At 73.3% G+C, this 17,037-nt stretch carries 16 protein-coding genes and 1 pseudogene; 11 read left to right on the top strand and 6 right to left on the bottom strand.

The features are described from left to right. Nucleotides 1–128 precede the first annotated feature (128 nt). The 3 genes from OG286_RS38270 to OG286_RS38260 form a co-directional block, all read right to left on the bottom strand. Nucleotides 129–803 carry a DUF4232 domain-containing protein gene (locus OG286_RS38270; RefSeq protein WP_331741791.1) on the bottom strand — a complete coding sequence of 225 codons (675 nt, stop codon included), beginning with the start codon at nucleotides 801–803 and terminating at the stop codon, nucleotides 129–131. Between the two features lie 214 nt (nucleotides 804–1,017). Beyond that, nucleotides 1,018–2,427: a dihydrolipoyl dehydrogenase gene (lpdA, locus tag OG286_RS38265; protein ID WP_331741788.1), complete on the bottom strand. Its 1,410-nt coding sequence runs from the start codon at nucleotides 2,425–2,427 to the stop codon at nucleotides 1,018–1,020. Between the two features lie 156 nt (nucleotides 2,428–2,583). After that, nucleotides 2,584–4,089, bottom strand: a complete 1,506-nt coding sequence (locus OG286_RS38260) for a M28 family metallopeptidase (RefSeq protein ID WP_396322161.1) — start codon at nucleotides 4,087–4,089, stop codon at nucleotides 2,584–2,586. Nucleotides 4,090–4,317: 228 nt separating this feature from the next. Here OG286_RS38260 and OG286_RS38255 point away from each other — a divergent pair, with 228 nt between their 5' ends. The 4 genes and pseudogenes from OG286_RS38255 to OG286_RS38240 all read left to right on the top strand — a co-directional run bounded on the left by OG286_RS38255 (nucleotide 4,318) and on the right by OG286_RS38240 (nucleotide 7,850). Next, the gene (locus tag OG286_RS38255) at nucleotides 4,318–4,494 is read left to right on the top strand and encodes an antitoxin (RefSeq protein WP_331741785.1); all 177 of its coding nucleotides are present in this window, start codon (nucleotides 4,318–4,320) and stop codon (nucleotides 4,492–4,494) included. A 236-nt stretch (nucleotides 4,495–4,730) separates the two neighbouring features. After that, nucleotides 4,731–4,957: pseudogene (locus OG286_RS38250) on the top strand (potassium transporter TrkA); the annotation flags it as partial. Between the two features lie 938 nt (nucleotides 4,958–5,895). Beyond that, complete coding sequence (locus tag OG286_RS38245) at nucleotides 5,896–6,480, top strand: TetR/AcrR family transcriptional regulator (RefSeq protein WP_331741782.1); 585 nt, start codon at nucleotides 5,896–5,898, stop codon at nucleotides 6,478–6,480. Then, nucleotides 6,477–7,850 (top strand): MFS transporter, encoded by a 1,374-nt coding sequence (locus OG286_RS38240; protein ID WP_331741779.1) that lies wholly within the window; start codon nucleotides 6,477–6,479, stop codon nucleotides 7,848–7,850. The genes OG286_RS38245 and OG286_RS38240 overlap by 4 nt, the downstream gene beginning before the upstream one ends. A 55-nt stretch (nucleotides 7,851–7,905) precedes the next feature. Here OG286_RS38240 and OG286_RS38235 read toward each other — a convergent pair whose 3' ends face one another. Beyond that, entirely contained in the window at nucleotides 7,906–9,246 is a 1,341-nt protein-coding gene (locus OG286_RS38235; protein WP_331741776.1) for an MATE family efflux transporter, read from the bottom strand. Between the two features lie 183 nt (nucleotides 9,247–9,429). Between OG286_RS38235 and OG286_RS38230 the strand changes: the two genes are divergently transcribed. From OG286_RS38230 to OG286_RS38210, 5 genes are all read left to right on the top strand, one after another. Then, nucleotides 9,430–9,969, top strand: a complete 540-nt coding sequence (locus OG286_RS38230) for a PadR family transcriptional regulator (RefSeq protein WP_331741773.1) — start codon at nucleotides 9,430–9,432, stop codon at nucleotides 9,967–9,969. A 271-nt stretch (nucleotides 9,970–10,240) separates the two neighbouring features. Further along, nucleotides 10,241–11,104 carry a class I SAM-dependent methyltransferase gene (locus OG286_RS38225; RefSeq protein WP_331741770.1) on the top strand — a complete coding sequence of 288 codons (864 nt, stop codon included), beginning with the start codon at nucleotides 10,241–10,243 and terminating at the stop codon, nucleotides 11,102–11,104. A 191-nt stretch (nucleotides 11,105–11,295) separates the two neighbouring features. Next, nucleotides 11,296–12,174: an acyltransferase domain-containing protein gene (locus OG286_RS38220; RefSeq protein WP_405358684.1), complete on the top strand. Its 879-nt coding sequence runs from the start codon at nucleotides 11,296–11,298 to the stop codon at nucleotides 12,172–12,174. A 225-nt stretch (nucleotides 12,175–12,399) separates the two neighbouring features. Beyond that, nucleotides 12,400–13,284 (top strand): oxaloacetate decarboxylase, encoded by an 885-nt coding sequence (locus tag OG286_RS38215; protein ID WP_405358685.1) that lies wholly within the window; start codon nucleotides 12,400–12,402, stop codon nucleotides 13,282–13,284. Continuing rightward, complete coding sequence (locus OG286_RS38210; protein ID WP_331741761.1) at nucleotides 13,281–13,748, top strand: hypothetical protein; 468 nt, start codon at nucleotides 13,281–13,283, stop codon at nucleotides 13,746–13,748. Before OG286_RS38215 ends, OG286_RS38210 begins: the two co-directional genes overlap by 4 nt. 253 nt (nucleotides 13,749–14,001) lie before the next feature. Here OG286_RS38210 and OG286_RS38205 read toward each other — a convergent pair whose 3' ends face one another. After that, nucleotides 14,002–14,412, bottom strand: a complete 411-nt coding sequence (locus OG286_RS38205; RefSeq protein WP_331741758.1) for a hypothetical protein — start codon at nucleotides 14,410–14,412, stop codon at nucleotides 14,002–14,004. Nucleotides 14,413–15,143: 731 nt separating this feature from the next. Continuing rightward, nucleotides 15,144–15,932, bottom strand: coding sequence for an alpha/beta hydrolase (locus OG286_RS38200; RefSeq protein ID WP_331741755.1), 789 nt, complete (start codon nucleotides 15,930–15,932; stop codon nucleotides 15,144–15,146). A 61-nt stretch (nucleotides 15,933–15,993) separates the two neighbouring features. Between OG286_RS38200 and OG286_RS38195 the strand changes: the two genes are divergently transcribed. After that, the gene (locus OG286_RS38195) at nucleotides 15,994–16,413 is read left to right on the top strand and encodes a MarR family winged helix-turn-helix transcriptional regulator (RefSeq protein WP_331741752.1); all 420 of its coding nucleotides are present in this window, start codon (nucleotides 15,994–15,996) and stop codon (nucleotides 16,411–16,413) included. 70 nt (nucleotides 16,414–16,483) lie between these two features. Further along, nucleotides 16,484–16,987: a MarR family transcriptional regulator gene (locus OG286_RS38190; RefSeq protein ID WP_331741749.1), complete on the top strand. Its 504-nt coding sequence runs from the start codon at nucleotides 16,484–16,486 to the stop codon at nucleotides 16,985–16,987. Nucleotides 16,988–17,037: the final 50 nt, after the last annotated feature.

Below are 17,037 nucleotides of genomic sequence, written 5' to 3'. Positions count from 1 at the left end.
GCAGGCCGTCGAGCAACGGTGAAGTACGGCCACGGAGGAGCCCCGGATCGGTCACCGCCCCGATCCTCCGGACACCCGTTCGGCGCCCGCCCGCCGAGTCGACGGCCTGCCGGCTGGTCACGCGTTGGTCAGCGGACCGGATTCTGCTGAACCGGACCGATCATGAGGGAGTTGACGGTCGGGCCCAAGCAGTGCTCGGTCCTCCAGGGAAGGAACAGCGCGGCCGTCTGGTTCGGCGGGTAGATCCGCAGCCCCTCGGCGGGCGAGAGCCGGCACTCCGCCGGGTCGTACCCGCCCGTGCCGTTGGCATCGTGCAGCACCGCCCCTGCCGTGCCGTGCGGCTGCAGCGTGACCGTGGTGACCGTGCCCGGGGAGCGGTCGGCGGGGTTGCCCGACTGCACGCCGTTCTCTCCGACATACGACACCCCCGGGTAGCCGGTCAGGGAACAGGCAGTGTCAGAGGTGTTGGTGAACGCCAGGGTCGAGTAGTACTGACCCGCGCCGACGCTCACGTCGGTCTGCACGACCGCAAGTTGGCTGGTCGCACAATCGTGCAGGCCGGTCGCAGGGGCGGGCGCGGTGCTCGGCGGGACGGTGCTCGGCGGGACGGTGGTCGACGGGCCGGTGCTCGGCGGGGTGACCGTTGCGGGCCCGCTGCTGGACGGTGCGGTCGCGCTGCCCCCGGTACCCGAAGGGTGGCCCGAGTTTCCGGAACAGCCGGCCATACCCAGCACCACGGCGCCCAGCACGGCGAACGGTACAACGATGAAAGGCGCTCGGCGGCGGTTCGGGTGGGAAGTCATCGCGCACACTCCCGTCGTGGGCCGGGCATCGACCATCGACGCCCGGTCGCCCTTCGAGCATGCGCCGCGAATGTCCCCGGTGTCACGGCCCGTCGCCCCGCCGAGCACCGACTCGGCGGGGCGACGCAACAGCGCCCGGACGGGCCGACAGTCGAAAATCGTCAGTCGGCCCGGCCCCCGACGCCCCGGCGTCGGCTGGAGCAGCGGAACGGCGTCACATGTTGATCATGTGCCCGGCCAGGCCGTGGATCGCCTCCTTGACCGCCTCACCCAGGGTCGGGTGGGCGTGGACGTTGCGGGCGACCTCGTGCACGGTGAGGTCCCACTGCTGGGCCAGGGTCAGCTCGGGCAGCAGCTCGGTGACCTCGGGGCCGATCAGGTGGGCCCCGAGCAGCTCGCCGTACTTGCCGTCGCTGATCACCTTGACGAAGCCGATGGGGTGGCCGAGGCCGTGCGCCTTGCCGTTGGCGGTGAACGGGAACTTGGAGACCTTGACGTCGTAGCCCAGGTCACGGGCCTGCGCCTCGGTGTAGCCGAAGCTGGCGATCTGCGGCTGGCAGTAGGTGGCGCGCGGGATCATCGCGAAGTCGAGCTCCATGGTCTCCGCCCCGCCGATGGTCTCGGCGGCGATGACGCCCATCGACTCGGCCGCGTGGGCCAGCATCAGCTTGGCCGTGACGTCGCCGATCGCGAAGATGTGCCCGACGTTGGTGCGGCCCCGGCCGTCGACCGCGATCGCGCCGCGCTCGGTGAGCTTCACGCCGGTGTTCTCCAGGCCGTAGCCGTTGACGCGCGGCGCGAAGCCGATCGCCTGGAGCACCTTGTCGGCCTCCAGCACCTCCTGCCGGCCGTTGCGGGTGACGGTGACCTGCACCTTGGCGGCCGGGTCCTTGTCGTCGATGGCGTCGACCCGGGTGGAGGTGAGCACCTCGATGCCGAGCTTGCGGTACTGCTTGGCCAGCTCGGCCGAGACCTCGGCGTCCTCCAGCGGCACCATCCGGTCGAGGAACTCGACGATGGTGACCTTCACGCCGTAGTTGTGCAGCACGTACGCGAACTCGACGCCGATCGCGCCGGCGCCCGCGATGATGATGCTCCCGGGCAGTTCCTCGGTGAGGATCTGCTCCTCGTAGGTGACCACGCGGTCGCTGAGGCTGGTGCCGGGCAGCAGCCGGGTGGTGGCACCGGCGGCGATGATGCAATGGTCGAAGGTGACGAGCTCGAAGCCGCCGCCGGTCAGCGCGACCTGGAGGGTGCGGTCGTCGACGAAGGTGCCCCGGCCGTCGTACTCGGTGATGCCGTTCTTCTTCATCAGGTAGTGGACGCCCTTGACCCGGCCGTCGGCGACGGTGCGGCTGCGCTTGAACGCCGCGCCGAAGTCGAAGCGGACCTGGCCCTCGACCTCGATGCCGAAGGTCTTGGCCTCCTTGGTGAAGATGTGCGCCAGCTCGGCGTTGCGCAGCAGCGCCTTCGACGGGATGCAGCCGACGTTCAGGCAGACCCCGCCCCAGTACTTGGCCTCGATGACGGCCGTGCGCAGGCCCAGCTGGGAAGCGCGGACGGCGGCCGTGTAGCCGCCGGGGCCCGCGCCGAGGACGACGACGTCGTAGTGCGTGCTGCTCATGGTGCTGACTCCTCCGAGGGTGTCACGGTGACGTGATCTCGGTGCCATGGTGTCAGGACCCTGCCCGGCGCACCCACCGGACCCCGGCCGAACGCAGCCCGGCCGGGTACCGGCGGCCCCGCCCCTGGGTCCGCCGGCCCGCTTGATCCCGGTTCGTCAGGCTTCGACCTCGTGTGCGTGGCCCTCCTGGAGGCCGCCGCCGCTGCCGGCCTGGCCGTCGGTGTGCTGCGGCGGCACCGGGGCGTGCAGGGAGGAGAGGTCCCAGGCGTAGGTGCCCACGGAGTCGGCGATGACGTCGATGTTGGCATCGAAGGCCGTCATGTCCAGGTTGCCCAGGTTGTCGCAGGCCTGGTGGTAGCACTTGTCGAAGGCCACCCCGGCGGTGCCGCCGTACCGTGCCGCCTGGGCCGCGGACTTGATGCCTTCTGCGCCGGTGTCGGTGCCGCCGGCCGGGATCCCGGCGTCGATGAACGGGCCGTAGTCGGAGCGGCCGGTGAAGTCGGTGCCCTCGTGCGGGAGTCCGCGCCGGTCGAGGTAGTCGGTGATGTGCCGCTCCAGCTGCGCCGAGCCGTCCGGGCCGGGGCCGGAGCCGACGTGGTCGGAGTCGTCGCCGTCGTAGACGAACTGGGCGGAGTTGGGCGAGGCGATCATGTCGAAGTTCAGGTAGAGCCTGATCTTCTTCTTCTCGGCCTCGGGCAGCGCGTTCACGTAGGCCTCGGAGCCCTTGAGGCCGAACTCCTCGGCGGACCACCAGGCGAACCGGACCTTGTTCTTGACCTGCCGCCCGGCGAGGTTCTCCGCGACCTCCAGGATGCCCGCCGAGCCGGAGCCGTTGTCGTTGATGCCCGGGCCGGCCACCACGGAGTCGAGGTGGGCGCCGACGACGACGGTGTTGTTCTCGTCGCCGTCGCGGGTCTCGGCGAGGACGTTCCAGGTCTTCCGCTTCTCCATGAAGGTGCGGATGTCCAGGCCGACGGTGACCGGTCCGGCGGCGGCCTCGGCGGCCAGGGCCTCGCCGGCGGCCTTGCCGATGCCGCCGGTCGGGACCCTGCCGGCCGCCGGGTCGCCGAGGGTGCCGTTGAGGTCGCCCTCGGTGTTGTTGTAGACGATCGCCCCGACGGCGCCGGCGTCGGCCGCCGCGGCCTGCTTGACGGCGAAGCTGCAGCCGCCGCGCCTGATCAGCGCGATCCTGCCGGTGTACGCGCCGGCCGCGTAGTCACCCGCCTCGCAGCCGGTGGTGTCGTCCACCGGGACGACGGCGAGCTGGGCGGTCAGCCCGGCGGCCGGGCCGCCGGCCGAGTACGTCATGGCCTTCACCGGCACGTCCTCGGCCTGCGGTGACACCACGGACAGCCGCTCCGACAGGGCCTGGAAGAACGTGTACTCGAACTCCTGCTTCGACACCTTCAGCCCGGCCCGGCGGGCCTGGTCGTAGACGTAGCGGGCCGACTCCTCGTGGCCGCGCGCGCCGGCCACCCGATTGCCGCCGTTGCGGTCGGCGATCCTCTGGAGCGCCCGGAGGGTGCCGTAGGCGTCGTCGGCGCTGCTGTCCTCGACGAGCTTCGCGGCCAGCTTCGCGCCCTTGCGCGCCGGGTCCGGGTCGGCCGCCGCGCTCCCGGCGCCGACCAGGAGCAGCGGCGTCACCAGGCCCGCGACCGCCAGTGCGGCGCCCGCCGCCCGCCGGGCGGCGGCGGGCGTGGGGAGGGAGGAGGCGGTCAGGCGACGGGTCCGAGCGTTCAAGGCAGGTCCTTCCGACAGTCCGTGGGACTCTCGATTTGACATGCTCGGCGCCACCTTGCCAACCCTGCCGCGCAAGCTGACCGGATGCGGACATCCGGTGGCGCGGTGATGCTGGAGGGGTGGGGCCGTCTCATCCAGGAGTGTGACCGTATGTCCATGATGGAGAAGCTCAAGCACATGCTGAAGGGCCACGAGGACCAGGCCGACAAGGCCGTCGACAAGGCGGGCGACGCCGTCGACGAACGGACTCAGGGCAAGTACAGCGGCCAGGTCGACACGGGGCAGGAGAAGCTCAAGGACCAGTTCCGCGACCAGCCTCCCCAGTAGGCCCGCCGACCCGGGCCGGCCACCCCCGCGAGCCCGCGGACGGGCCGGCACTGCTCCCCCTCGGCCGGTACCCCGGTGCCGTACGCGCGATCGCGCGTACGGCACCGGGGTACCGCACGTTCCGGAGCGCTCAGGCGCCTTCACGGGAGGGCCCGACAGGCCTCCGAGCAGCGGGACTTTACACAGTCATTACCATTGACACGCCCGCGGAAAGCCCTGACGAGAGGACAGCCGCCGTGTCGATCCCCCGTGTCCGGACCACACCCCTGCCCGGCGTCGGCGTCCAGTACGACCTGACCACCCGAGAACAACGGCACCTGTCGGTCATCGCCCACCGGGACGGCTCACGGAGTCTCAGCGTCTACCGTTCGGACGACCGGACGCCTGCTCCCAGGCGATCCGGCTGACGGCCGGAGAGTCCGCGGCCCTGGTGGGCGCCCTGACGCCCGCCCACCGGACGGCCGGTCAGCAGCACGCGGGCGGTCTCAGCCCGCTGCGGGACCTCTTCGCGGCGGTCTTCTTCGTCTTCTTCGGGCTGAGCACCGAGCCGACCGGCATTCCGCCGGTGCTGCTGCCCGCGCTGCTGCTGGCACTGGTCACCGCGCTGACCAAGATCGGCACGGGTACTGGGCCGCCCGCCGCGCCGGGATCGCGGCCCGCGGCCGCTGGCGGGCCGGCGGGGCGCTGGTCTCGCGCGGGGAGTTCTCGATCGTCATCGCCGGGCTGGCCGTCACGGCGGGCGTCGAGCCCGGACTCGGGCCGTTCGCCACGGCGTACGTACTGATCCTGGTGGTCACCGGGCCGCTCGCCGCGCGGTACACCCAGCCCGCGGTGGAGGGGCTCGGCGCAGTGTGGGGGCACCTGCGGGGGTCGGCTCGGTGGGCGCCTGGCGCCGGGCCGGGGGCGGGGGCGGGGCTGAGGCCCGGGACGGGGACGGGTGCGGATCCAGGGCGGGGGCGGGGGCCGGGGCCGGGGCCGGGGCCGGGGCCGACTGAAGCCGAGCAGCCGGCGGACACAGCCGGCCTGACGCCGCTCGCGCCCGCACACCTGGAGGACGGGACGCTCGACGGGCTGCCTCGCCGAGCCCTGCCCGGGACTGATCAGCCCGCCCGGTCCCTCCCGGGCTCCCTCCTGGGCTCCGAGGCCGGCTCCGCCGGGGCGCCGCAGTTCTCGCAGGGCTCCCGCCCCGGCCGCTCACGCAGCCGCCCGCACTCCTCGCACACCCGGTCCAGCCAGCAGGCCGGTTCGCCGCCTTCGTCCATACCGCCGATTCTGCCCCGCGCCGCCGTGCACCGGCGAGCACGGGGGCAGATCCGGGGCGGCCCGGCCCGGGAGCCGGTGGGTCTGGGGCGGAGGGGCCGCGAGTAGACACTGTCTACGCCAGCCTGGTAGACAGTGCCCATGAACGATCAGGACACGGGCCTGCGCGCCCGGCTGGTGGCCGCCGGCGTCGAACTCGTCACCAGGGAGGGCGTCCACGCGCTCACCCTGCGCGAGATCGCCCGCCAGGCCGGCGTCTCGCACGGCGCGCCCCGTCGCCACTTCGCGACCCACGTCGAGCTGCTGTCGGCCATCGCCCGGCACGGGTTCGAGGAGCTGGGCTCCGCGCTCGCCACCGCCGACGCCGCCGCGGGGGACGCCCCCCGCGCCCGGCTCGCCGCGCTCTCCCGTGGATACCTCGACTACGCCGCCTCCAACCCCGGCATGTTCGACCTGATGTTCCGTCACGACCTCCTGGAGGGCAGCGGAGCAGGCCTGCGGAAGACCACACTGCCGCTGTTCGAGACCTTCACCCGGCTGGTCGCCGAGGTGGAGCCGCCCTCCGGCGCCCGGCCCGCGGCCGTCGCCGCCGCGCTCTGGGCCAACCTGCACGGCCTCGCCCAGCTGCGGGCCTGGGGCAGCCTTCAACTCGCCACCGGCTCCGACGACCTCGGCCCGCTGCTGACCACGGCCCTGGCCGCCCACGTCGGGCCCGAACCGCGGTGAACCCCGGCACACGGCAACGCCTGACCCTCGCCGGGAGCATCATCGGCGCCGCCATCGTCGCCCTCGACGGCACGGTGCTCACCGTCGCCCAGCCGAGCATGCAGCGCGACCTGCACGCCTCCTTCGCCGCGGTGCAGTGGACCAGCACCGCCTACCTCATCGCCGTGGCGAGCCTACTGGTCTTCGCCGGGCGGCTCGGCGACCGCTTCGGGCACCAACGTGTCTTCGCCGTCGGCGTGCTGGGCTTCGCCGCCGCCTCGGCCGGAATCGCCGTGGCACCCGGCATCGGCTGGATCATCGGCCTGCGCGCCGCTCAGGGGGTGGCCGGAGCACTGCTGCAACCGGCCACCCTGGGCATGCTGCGCGCCGCCTACCCCGCCGACCGGCTCGCCGTGCCGATCGCCCTGCGCACCAGTGCGATCGGGCTGGCGGCCGCCGCCGGCCCACTGGTCGGCGGCGCCCTCACCGCCCAACTCGGCTGGCGGGCCGTCTTCTTCCTCACCGTCGCACCCGCCGCAGCGGCCGGCCTGTCGGCCCTGCTCGTGCGGCTGCCGCAACCGGCCGGCGACCGCACCGCCGGCCTCGACCTGCCCGGCGCGGCACTGCTCGCGGCGGCGCTGGTCTGCCTGGTGCACACCCTGGCCGGCGTCCCCGAGCACGGGTGGACGGTGACCACGGCACTCGCCCTGCCCGCCGCCGTCCTGCTCGCCGCCGCCTTCGTCCGGCACGAGCGGCGCACGCCACGCCCGTTGCTGCCGCCGCACGTCCTGGGGTCGGCCACGGCAGGCGCGGCACTCGGGGTGCTGCTGACGGCATCGGCGGCGATCTTCGGCACCCTGTTCCTCGGAACGTACTTCCTGCAGGACGTCCTCGCCCTGGACCCGTTCCAGAGCGGGCTCCGAGCGCTGCCGCTCGCCGTGACGATGGTGCTCGCCGCCCCCGCCTCCGCCGTCCTGCTGCGCCACCACGGCGCGCGGCGCACGGTCGCGTCGGGCATGGTCCTCATCTCGGCCGGCGTGCTGCTGGCCTCCCGCTTCGACGAGTCCTCCGGCGCGGTCGCGATCGGCGGCGCCTTCCTGTTGCTGGGCGCCGGGTTCGGGACGGTGATGGTCACCGCGACCGCCGTCATCGTCCGCGACGCCTCGGTGGCCGACGCGGGTGTGGCGGGAGGCCTCCAGCAGACCGCGATGAACATCGGGCCGGCCCTGGGCGTGGCCGCCGCAACCACCCTGGCGGCGGGACGGCCGCCGGCGGAGGCCATGGGCCCGGCGCTGCTGGCCCTCGCGGGTGTCGCGGCGGTCGGCGTCGTGCTGGCCGGCAGGCTGCCGGGCCCGGCAGCGCCGGCGGGAGCACCGGTGGCCGAGGCCTAGGGTCGCTCGTCCACCGGATTCGGCCCGTCCTGGTCCGGCGCACCGACGTCTTCCCCTACCGGGCTCCCACCCGGCCGAAGGGCTGCTCCGCGTCCACCGCCGCCGCCTCCGGGCCCTTCCGCCTCCGGCCGGTCAGCAGCCGCATCAGCCCCAGCTGTGCGAGGGCGCCCACCGTCATGCCGGCCCAGAGGCCGTGCACGCCGAGCGGGCCGGAGAGGGTGCTGCCGGCGGCGAGCTGGAGGCTGAGGCCGAGCAGGGCGGCGACGACCAGGCGGCGCCCGGCACCGGTGGCCTGGTGGACGCCGCCGAGGGCCACCACCAGGGCGTACGGGAGCAGGTAGAGGCCCGCCATCCGCAGGAATCCGACGGACTGGGCGGCCACCGCCGGGTCGTCGGTGAACAGTGTGGTGACCGGGCCGGCGAGCGTCGCACAGAGGACGGCCGCGCCCGCGCCGAGGCCGCCGGCCAGGCGCGCGGTGTCCCGGCCGAGGCTGCGCAGCGCGGCGGTGTCGCCCGCGCCGGTGAGCCGGGCGGCCTCGATGGCGGCGGCCTGCCGGACGGCGTAGAAGGCCATGGTGACGATCAGCAGAACGCGGTACCCGACCCCGTAGCCCGCGACCGCCGGGACGCCGAAGGAGGCGACCAGGCCGAGCTGCGCGGTGCCGACGCCCATTCGGGCGGTGAAGTCGAGCCCGATCGGGGCCCCGGCCGCGAGGATCCGGCGGGCGCTCGGGCCCGTCCCGCCGCGCGGGGCCGACAGCCGGCGCCGGCTCCGGAGCAGCAGCGTCACGGCAAGGCCGACGGCGCGCGAGATGGTCAGGGCGACGGCGCCGCCGGTCACGCCGAGCGCCGGAAAGGGGCCGGGGCCGAGGATCAGCAGCGGGTCGAGGACGAGCAGCAGGGCGTTGGAGAGCAGCGCGATCCGCATCGGCGTGCGGGTGTCCCCGCTGCCCTTGAAGAGCTCGTCGGCGACCCGCTGGGCGAAGAAGAGCCCGAACGCCGGGAAGGCCACCGCGAACCAGTCCGCGGCGAGCCCGGCGGCCGGACCGTCCAGGAAGGCGCCCGCGATCTCCTCCCGGAGCAGGAAGCCGGGCACCGCGAGGGCGAGGCTGCCGGCGGCGCAGAGCCGCCAGGCGGCCCGCGCGGTGCGGCCGGCGGCCACCGGGTCGTCGGCACCGAGGGCGTGCGAGAGACGGACGGTGGTGCCCGAGGAGACCACCAGGACGAGGCCGAGCAGGAGGTTCTCCACGGTGCCCGCGAGGGTGACGGCGGCGACGGCGGCTCCGCCGAGGCCGGCCACCCAGACGGCGCCGATGACCGAGGCGATCACCCCGGAGAGCAGTTCGCCGTAGACCGGCCCGGCCAACGCGATCAGCTTCGGCAGATGTCCTCGCATGGTGTCCCCCGTCGTTCCGGCCTGGCCACGGCCCGTTGCCCGTTGCCTGATGTCTGTTGCCTGTTGCCTGCTGCCTCGATTCGAGGCACGATGCATCGAATAGAGATACATCGAATCGATACGCATCGGCAAGAGGTAACATGGCGCACGGACAGAGCGCGCGGCGACGGAAGGGCTTCAACTGTGCTGACCCTCGCGATCCTCGGCTTCCTGCACGACGAGCCGCTGCACGGCTACGAGTTGAAGTCCCGGATCACCGCGCTGACCGGCCACGTCCGACCGGTCAGCGACGGCGCGCTCTACCCCGCCATCACCCGGCTGGAGAAGGCCGGACTGCTGGTGCGCCGCACCGAGCCGGGCAGCGGCGCCGTACCGCGCCAGGTGCTGGAGCTGACGGACGAGGGCCGCACCGAGCTGGAGCGCCGGCTGGCCGACCCGGCCGAGGCCGAGATCTCCGACCAGATCCGCTTCTTCACCGTCGCGGCCTTCCTCGACCGCCTCACCGATCCGGCCCGGCAGGCCGCGGTGCTGCGGCGCCGGCTGGCGTTCCTGGAGGCGCCGAGCAGCTTCTTCTACGACGCCGACGGCCGGCCGGTCGCCGCCGAGCAGGAGCCGAGCCCGTTCCGGCGCGGCATGCTGCTGGTCGCGCGCGCCTCCGGGGCGGCCGAGCGGGCCTGGCTGGCCGAGACCATCGCGGAGCTGGAGGCCAGCCGGGCCTTCTGAGCCGGGCCAGGCCGCCCCGGGCCGTCCACGGGATCGGCCTCCTGGGCCGGGGCAGGCCGACCCGGACCGCCCGCGGAAGGGGCGTCCTGAGCCATGCCGGGCAGGGCCTTCCGAGCCGCGCCGGGCCGGTCGTACACCAGCGCGAATCGCCCCCTCCCGACAGGGCGCAACAGCGGCGCCCCGTGGCTATGATGATCCGCCTCACACCACGGCGCACCGCCGCGGGGTGGACCGTACGCGCCGGGCTCTGCCCGCACCCCTGGAGGCCACCGTGCCCGTTGCCGACACCGAAACCGCCCGCCCCCCGCGTCTGACCCGGGACGGCATCCCCGGCTGGTTCTTCAAGGTCGACCAGGAGTCCTTCGGGCACTTCCTCACCGCCCAGAGCGAGGCGGGCCGCACCGGCGACCTCCTCGAACTGGGCACCTACCTCGGCCGCAGCGCCGTCCTGCTCGGCGACCACCTCCGGCCGGGCGAGCAGCTGACCGTCTGCGACCTGTTCGACTCCGAGGCCGGCGACGCCGACAACGCCGCCGAGATGGTGATGTCCTACCGCAAGACCCTCACCCGGACCGCCTTCGAGGCCAACTACCTGGCGTTCCACAGCCGACTGCCGGTGATCGTGCAGGCACCGACCTCGGTGCTGGCCGACGGACGGATCCCGGACGGCAGCTGCCGCTTCGTCCACATCGACGCCTCCCACCTCTACGAGCACGTGGCCGGGGACATCGCGGTGGCCCGGGCGGCGCTGGCCGAGGACGGGCTGGTCGCGCTCGACGACTATCGCTCGGAGCACACCCCGGGCGTCTCGGCGGCGGTCTGGCAGGCGGTCTTCACCGGCGGGCTGCGGCCGGTCCTGCTCACCCCGATGAAGTTCTACGGGACGTGGGGGGACGCCGAGGCCGCGCAGCAGGTGCTGCTCGCCCGGGACTGGCGGGCCGAGGGCTACACGGTGGACGAGGACACCATCGCGGGCGCGCGGGTGGTGCGGCTCAACTACGCGGTGAAGCCGGCTCCGTCGCAGGCGCGCCGCTCGGCCCCGCGGCGGCTCGCCCTCGACCTGCTGCCTCCGGTCGCCACCCGCGCGGCCCGGCAGGTACTGCGGGCGGTGCGCAACCGGCGGGCGGGGCGGTAGGTGTCGAAGGCCCACACGCCGGCGCAGGTGCTCGCCGGAACGGCCCTCGGCGGCGTCTGCGCCCTGGTCTTCACACTGTTGCGCTGAGCCGTGCGCCCCTTCGGGCCGCTCTGGTCGGGAGCGGGCGTGGGTAGGGGGCACCGCGTCGGGGCCGGTCCGGGCGTGGAGGTGGGGCGTTGGAGCCAGGGGCGTTGGATGCATCGTCGTCCGAGCCGCCGTCGTCCGAGCCGCCGTCGTCCGAGCCGCCGTCGTTCGAGCCGCCGGTGTCCGCGCCATCGGCGTTGCCGGACGCGGAACAGCTGCTGGAGGCGCTGCTCGGTCTCGCGGTGCCGTTCGAGGACGTGAACGGACTGCTCGCCGCGCGCCGGCGCCTGGCCCGGGACCAGGGGATGCGCGCCGACTTCGACGCCGCCCTGCGCACCCAGGTGGCGGCGATCGGCACGGTCGGGCAGACGTCCGGGCTCTGGGGCGGCTGGCCGGAGGGCTCCGACGGCACCGACTACCTCGCGACGCTCCTGCTCGTGGCGCTCGCGCCGTACACGCGGGCGTACCACCAGGCCCTCGGGATCGGGCCGGAGGTGACCCGGGCGACCCTTGCCGACCTCGGCCGGCACCTCGCACTGAACCGCGGACGGGGCCGGTCCGGCGGCCTGGCCAACCCCTCCTGGCTGACGCTGCACTTCCGGGGCGAGCTGTACCAGCTCGGCCGGCTCCAGTTCCAGCGCAAGCGGCTCACCGGGCCGGCCGCCGCGGCGGCCGCGACCGAGGGCTTCGGCCCCTGGTGCCTCGAACTGCACGTCCCCGCCCATTGCGGGCCCGACGGTACATATCGTCAGCCGTACGGTGATGCCGGAAGGAATCATCGCGATCTGCAGCCGCAGCCGGCTCTGGACCGACAGGGGGCCGGTGCACTGCTGCTCGCCGTTCCGCTGCCGGCTCCGGCGGGCGGAGCGGTCGGCCCGGACGCCACAGCCGCGCGGGTGCTCGCCCCGGCAGGCACGGCCTACCTGCTCGCCGTCGCCGGCCGGGCCGCCGCACGCAGGCTCCGCCCCGGGGCGGCACGCGGCTGAACCGCGCCCTGCGGGGCGTGCCCCCGATGGCGGGGCGGACGGCGCCCCGCCACCGCCTTTTCGTATGCCATCCATATCAATAGATGGAGCGTCACTCACACGAGGGAACTTCCTTTAAAGATTTGCCCACGGAACATTAAAGGTCGCATAGTGATAGCGCCTCAGTTGGCCCTGGAAATGGCCAAGTCCAGGCAAAGTCACACCCTTGTACGTGAGGAGAAGACCTTGCTTCACGGAAACCCGGCACCGGGCTACGGACAGCGGCTCCGCGAGGAGATCGCGACCCCGGGGGCGACCCCGCTCATCGGCGTCTACGACATGTACTCAGCCTCCATCGCGGCCGAGCATTACCACGGCATGTTCGTCTCGGGCTTCGGATTCGCCGCCTCCTACTACGGCCTGCCCGACATCGGATTCATCGCCTGGCCGGACATGGTGGCCTTCGTCGAGCGGCTGCGCGGCGCCTTTCCACGGCACCACCTGCTCGTCGACATCGACGACGGCTACGTCGATCCCGAGGTGGCCTGCCACGTGGTGCGCCGCCTGGAGCGGATCGGCGCCTCCGGCGTCATCCTGGAGGACCAGAAGCGCCCGCGCCGCTGCGGCCACGCCGACGGCAAACAGGTGCTGCCGCTGGAGGAGTACCTGGAGAAGCTCAACCAGGTGCTTGCCAACCGCACCGACCTCGTGGTCGTGGCGCGCACGGACGCCACCGAGGAGGCGGACATCCTGCGGCGCGCCGAGGCGCTCGCCGAGACCGAGGCGGACGTCGTCCTGGTCGACGGGGTGCGCAGTGAGGAGTGGATCCGGCGGATCCGCAAGGTCGTCGGCGACAAGCCCCTGCTCTTCAACCAGATCGCCGGCGGCAAGTCGCCGCGGCTGTCGCTTTCGGAGCTGGCCGGCCTCGGGGTGGACGTCGCGATCTACAGCACGCCCTGCCTGTTCGCGGCGCACCGGGCGATGGACGAGGCGCTGGCGGGGCTCAAGGTGGCCGACGGCCGGCTGCCCGCCCCGGCCGGGGAGAGCCGCCGGATCGGCGTCCGCGAGTCCACCGAGCTGCTGGAGCGGAACATCGCCCACCCGCGCGCACGTGAGGCGGTGCGGGCGTGACGTCCGCCCGCGGTGCGGTGCACCACGGCCCGGCCGTGAGCGGCGCCGGGCCGTCGCGCACGGCGGCCCGGCGGTGGGTGGCCGTCGCCGGGCTGGCCGGGGCGTGGGCGATGTTCGGTGGCCTCGCCTCACCGGCGGCGGCGGCGGAGGGCAGTTTGATCACTGTGGTCGACAACTCGCACGGGGACTCGCTGGTCCGGGCGGATTCACTGGTGGAGATCGACCGGACGGCCAACCTCCAGACCGGCAAGGGCACCGCGGGCAGCGACCACGACGGTGCCGGCGCGCTGGTGGGCGATCTGCTGGCCGGCCGCTGGTCCCGAGCCCCGGACGACTCCCCGGGTGACTCCCCGACTGACGCCCGGGGTGCCGGCCTCGACGGTCGGCGCCGAGGCCCGCTCAGCCCGGCGGAGGTGCAGCGAGCGCCACGATCGGGAGGGGGTGCAGATCGCTGCGTGTCCTGATGCGCGCTGCCGACGGACTGCGCGGGACAGCTCCGGCAGCGAGGAACGCAGGTAGCCCCTCCGGCCCGAGCACGACAACAGCCCGTGGCCGCGGACGCGACCGGGGCGTGGTCCGGCCGGCCCGGTGGCATCAGCAGCGAGGTGAGAGGCGTTACGAGCCGGGAGGCATCGGCGTCCGGCGTGCGGAGCGGCGGCACGGAGGAGAGCTGGGCAAGGTCCGAGCGGCCATCCGCAGGACACGCACCGGCGCGGTTCAGCCGCTGCCCGGCCGTGCTCCGGTACCGCCGTGATCCGCGCCACCGGCGAGGTCGAGCACGTGCCCGGTCCAGGTGCGGCGGGTCCGCGCGCCGACGCGTTCGTAGAAGCCCCCGGCCGCTATGCGGTTGGTGGAGTCGACGTCCAGAACGGCCCACCGGTAACCCTGATCCTTTGCGCGGGCGAGCCTATGGGCGAACACGGCCCGGTACAGGCCCTGTCCGTGCAGGTCCGGGCGGGTGCCGGCGTTGGCGAGGCACAACTCGCATTCACCGACCGCGTCGCCGAGTTCGGTGGAGAGCAGATAGCAGAGGACCTCCCGGCCGTCGGCGGAGAGCAGGAGGCAGGAGGACTCGGCGCGGAAGTACGGGCTTCCGGTCACCGAGTGGCGCCACGTCTCGGGCGTCATCGGGACGCTGCCCGTTCCAGCGGGGAGTCACCGAACCCCTCGCGGTGCCGGTGCCGCCGCGGTGCGGCGGCACCGGGCAAGGAGGTGCGCGATGGCGCTCGGCGTCCGGTGAGCGGGATGCACCGCGATGTCCACGGTCATCTCGTGGACGGGGTCGGCGAGTTCGCGCGTTCGCGTGACCGCGTACGCGACCGGTTCCGTTCCGGCCCAGGCCGACGTCGTGCCGGCGGCCAGCTCGATGCCCGAACGGCCGGTCCGCAGCGGGTCGCACGCCGGTTGCCGCGAACCGACCTCGCTCACCACTGATAGCAGCCGAATGGGAACGGTGTGTGAACGGTCGCCCGTCCGGGCAACCCGCGCGAACGTCCGACCCGCTGCGGGCCTCGTTCGTGGCCACCCTGGCGGAGCAGGAGCTTGGCTCATGACCTGGTGGCCAGGTTCATGACGGGGTCGATGCCGGAGGGAAGTTCGGTGCAGCCGAACGCCTTCGTCCGGTGGACGACGTAGGCACGGCTGACTCCCGGCCCCGTCGACCATGCACCTCCGGCCTCAGTGAGCTTCGGGACCAGAGGGGCGGGCCTCGGCCCGGCCGTCAGCGCGGCCCGCGCGGCCCGCCAAGCGGGATCCCCGGGGGTGGAGCTCGGCACGGAGGTGGGCCCGGGCGGCCGCGGTCGCCCTGAGACGGGCGACGGGTGCGCTCGGGTCGTTCACGCGCAGCCGGCCGCCAACGGTCACGCGGTGTCGATGGAACGAGTGCCCGTCCGGTCCAGGTGGGCGTCGACCAGGGCGATGGTGGCGTCCGGCTGTTCGATCTGCGGAAGGTGCCCCGCCTCGGGGACGACCGCAAGTACGCCGTCGGCGAAGGCGTCGGCGTACGCCCGGCCGTACGCGGGTGTGACGATGCGGTCGCTCTCCCCCCAGATCAGGAGGGTCGGCACCTGCACACGCCCGAGTCGGTGCAGGAGCGTGGGGTCGTGCATGTAGGGGTCGCCCGCGAGGGTGCGCATGGTGGCCATGTTGGCCTGTCGGCGGGCGAGTTCGTCGGAGGGGAGGTCGGCGGGGTCGACGTAGTAGCGGTCCGGGTCGTGCCAGGAGTGGTCCGCCGCGCCGCGCGCGTCGAGGGCGAAGAAGTCGGTGATCGGTTCCGTTCCGACGTTCACACCGACGGCGTCGATCAGGACGAGGCCGGTGACGGCTCCCGCGGTGTCGCGTACGGCCATCTCGGCGGCGATCCAGCCGCCGAGCGAGGAGCCCACGACGAGGACGTCGTCCAGTCGGCGGTCGCGCAGGTGGTTCAGGTAGGCGAGGGCGAGGTCATCGATGCCGGTGAGCCATTCCGGGCGGTGGGTGCCGTCCCAGCCGGGGTGCACGGGCGTGATGGCGTGTGCGCTGAGGGAGATGTGCCGGGCGAGGCCGGCGACGGTGGCCGGGCCCCCGCCGCCGTGCAGGATCAGGACCGGCCGGCCGGCTCCGGCTTCGGACATGGTTAGGGACAGGTGGGCTTTGTGTTCCGTGGTCATGCCTCCAGAGTAACTAAACATCTTTATATAAGCTAGCTTGGTTGTGTCGTAGACTCGGTCCATGAGCGATGAGCTGCAAGAACTCGGCAGAGCGGTCAAGCAGGCCCAGCACCGGCAGCACCGGGCGCTCGACAGTGCGCTCTCGACCGTGGGCACCACGCTGGCCCAGTGGGATGCCCTGCGTGCGATCAGCCGCTCACCCGGGGCATCGGCCCGCGAGCTGGCCGCGGCGACGTTCCAGACCGAGCAGGCCTTCGGAACGCTCGTCGGCCGCCTGACGACCCAAGGCGCGGTCGAGCGCCGACCGGGACACGGCCGGCGCATCGAGCACCACCTCACCCCCGTCGGCGAGCAGATCCTGGCAGCCGGCCACAGGATCGCCGACGAGGTCCTCGCCACCTGCTTCGCCGCCCTGCCCGCAACAGACCGCGCAACCCTGTTCGACCTGCTCCAGCGCCTCACGACCGAAGAAACCGCGTAGGCGACCCGGAGAGCCGACTCCGGCGGCTCGAATCCGATTGACATGACTGTTCAAGTGATACGCTCGCAGAATGACGAGCCGGAACGAGATCCCCCAGGCGCTGCCGGACGAGCATGCGGACCTGTGGCTCACGTCGGCCGAGCTGGCCTCCTGGATGTCGGTGGTCCGCCTGATCACGCGGCTCCCCTGGGCGATCGACGCGCAGCTCCGGCGCGACGCCGAGCTGAGCATGGTCGAGTACATGACCCTCGCCATGCTGTCCGAAGCCCCCGAGCGGACCTTGCGCATGAGCACCCTGGCCGAGCACACCAGCACGTCACTGTCCCGCCTGTCGCACATGGTGAAGCGGCTGGAGAGCCGAGGCTACGTGCGGCGGGAGCCGGATCCGAGCGACGGACGGTTCACCAACGCCGTCCTCATGCCGGCCGGCATGAGGACGCTGGAGGCGGCCGCCCCCGCCCATGTCGCCCATGTCCGCCGCCTCGTCGTCGACAACCTGTCCGGCGAGCGCCTGCGCAGGCTCGGACAGGATGCGGAACGCATCCTGCAGCGCATCGACTCGCCCGCACGCTGACACCTGCGACTTGACGGCACACGTCACAGGTGCGAACCACAAGGCCCTCA

This window comes from Kitasatospora sp. NBC_00039, assembly GCF_045160625.1.
Classification (GTDB): domain Bacteria; phylum Actinomycetota; class Actinomycetes; order Streptomycetales; family Streptomycetaceae; genus Kitasatospora.
Note: the sequence above shows the minus strand (reverse complement) of the source record. Positions and strands in the feature narration are given on the sequence as shown.

Bases quoted from the DNA above. Each gene is read 5' to 3' on its own strand.
- OG286_RS38235 (WP_331741776.1), bottom strand. From the start codon at position 9,246: ATGCGAGGACATCTGCCGAAGCTGATCGCGTTGGCCGGGCCGGTCTAC.
- OG286_RS38270 (WP_331741791.1), bottom strand. From the start codon at position 803: ATGACTTCCCACCCGAACCGCCGCCGAGCGCCTTTCATCGTTGTACCG.
- OG286_RS38255 (WP_331741785.1), top strand. From the start codon at position 4,318: ATGTCCATGATGGAGAAGCTCAAGCACATGCTGAAGGGCCACGAGGAC.
- OG286_RS38205 (WP_331741758.1), bottom strand. From the start codon at position 14,412: ATGACGCCCGAGACGTGGCGCCACTCGGTGACCGGAAGCCCGTACTTC.
- OG286_RS38190 (WP_331741749.1), top strand. From the start codon at position 16,484: ATGACGAGCCGGAACGAGATCCCCCAGGCGCTGCCGGACGAGCATGCG.
- OG286_RS38200 (WP_331741755.1), bottom strand. From the start codon at position 15,932: ATGACCACGGAACACAAAGCCCACCTGTCCCTAACCATGTCCGAAGCC.
- OG286_RS38245 (WP_331741782.1), top strand. From the start codon at position 5,896: ATGAACGATCAGGACACGGGCCTGCGCGCCCGGCTGGTGGCCGCCGGC.
- lpdA (WP_331741788.1), bottom strand. From the start codon at position 2,427: ATGAGCAGCACGCACTACGACGTCGTCGTCCTCGGCGCGGGCCCCGGC.
- OG286_RS38195 (WP_331741752.1), top strand. From the start codon at position 15,994: ATGAGCGATGAGCTGCAAGAACTCGGCAGAGCGGTCAAGCAGGCCCAG.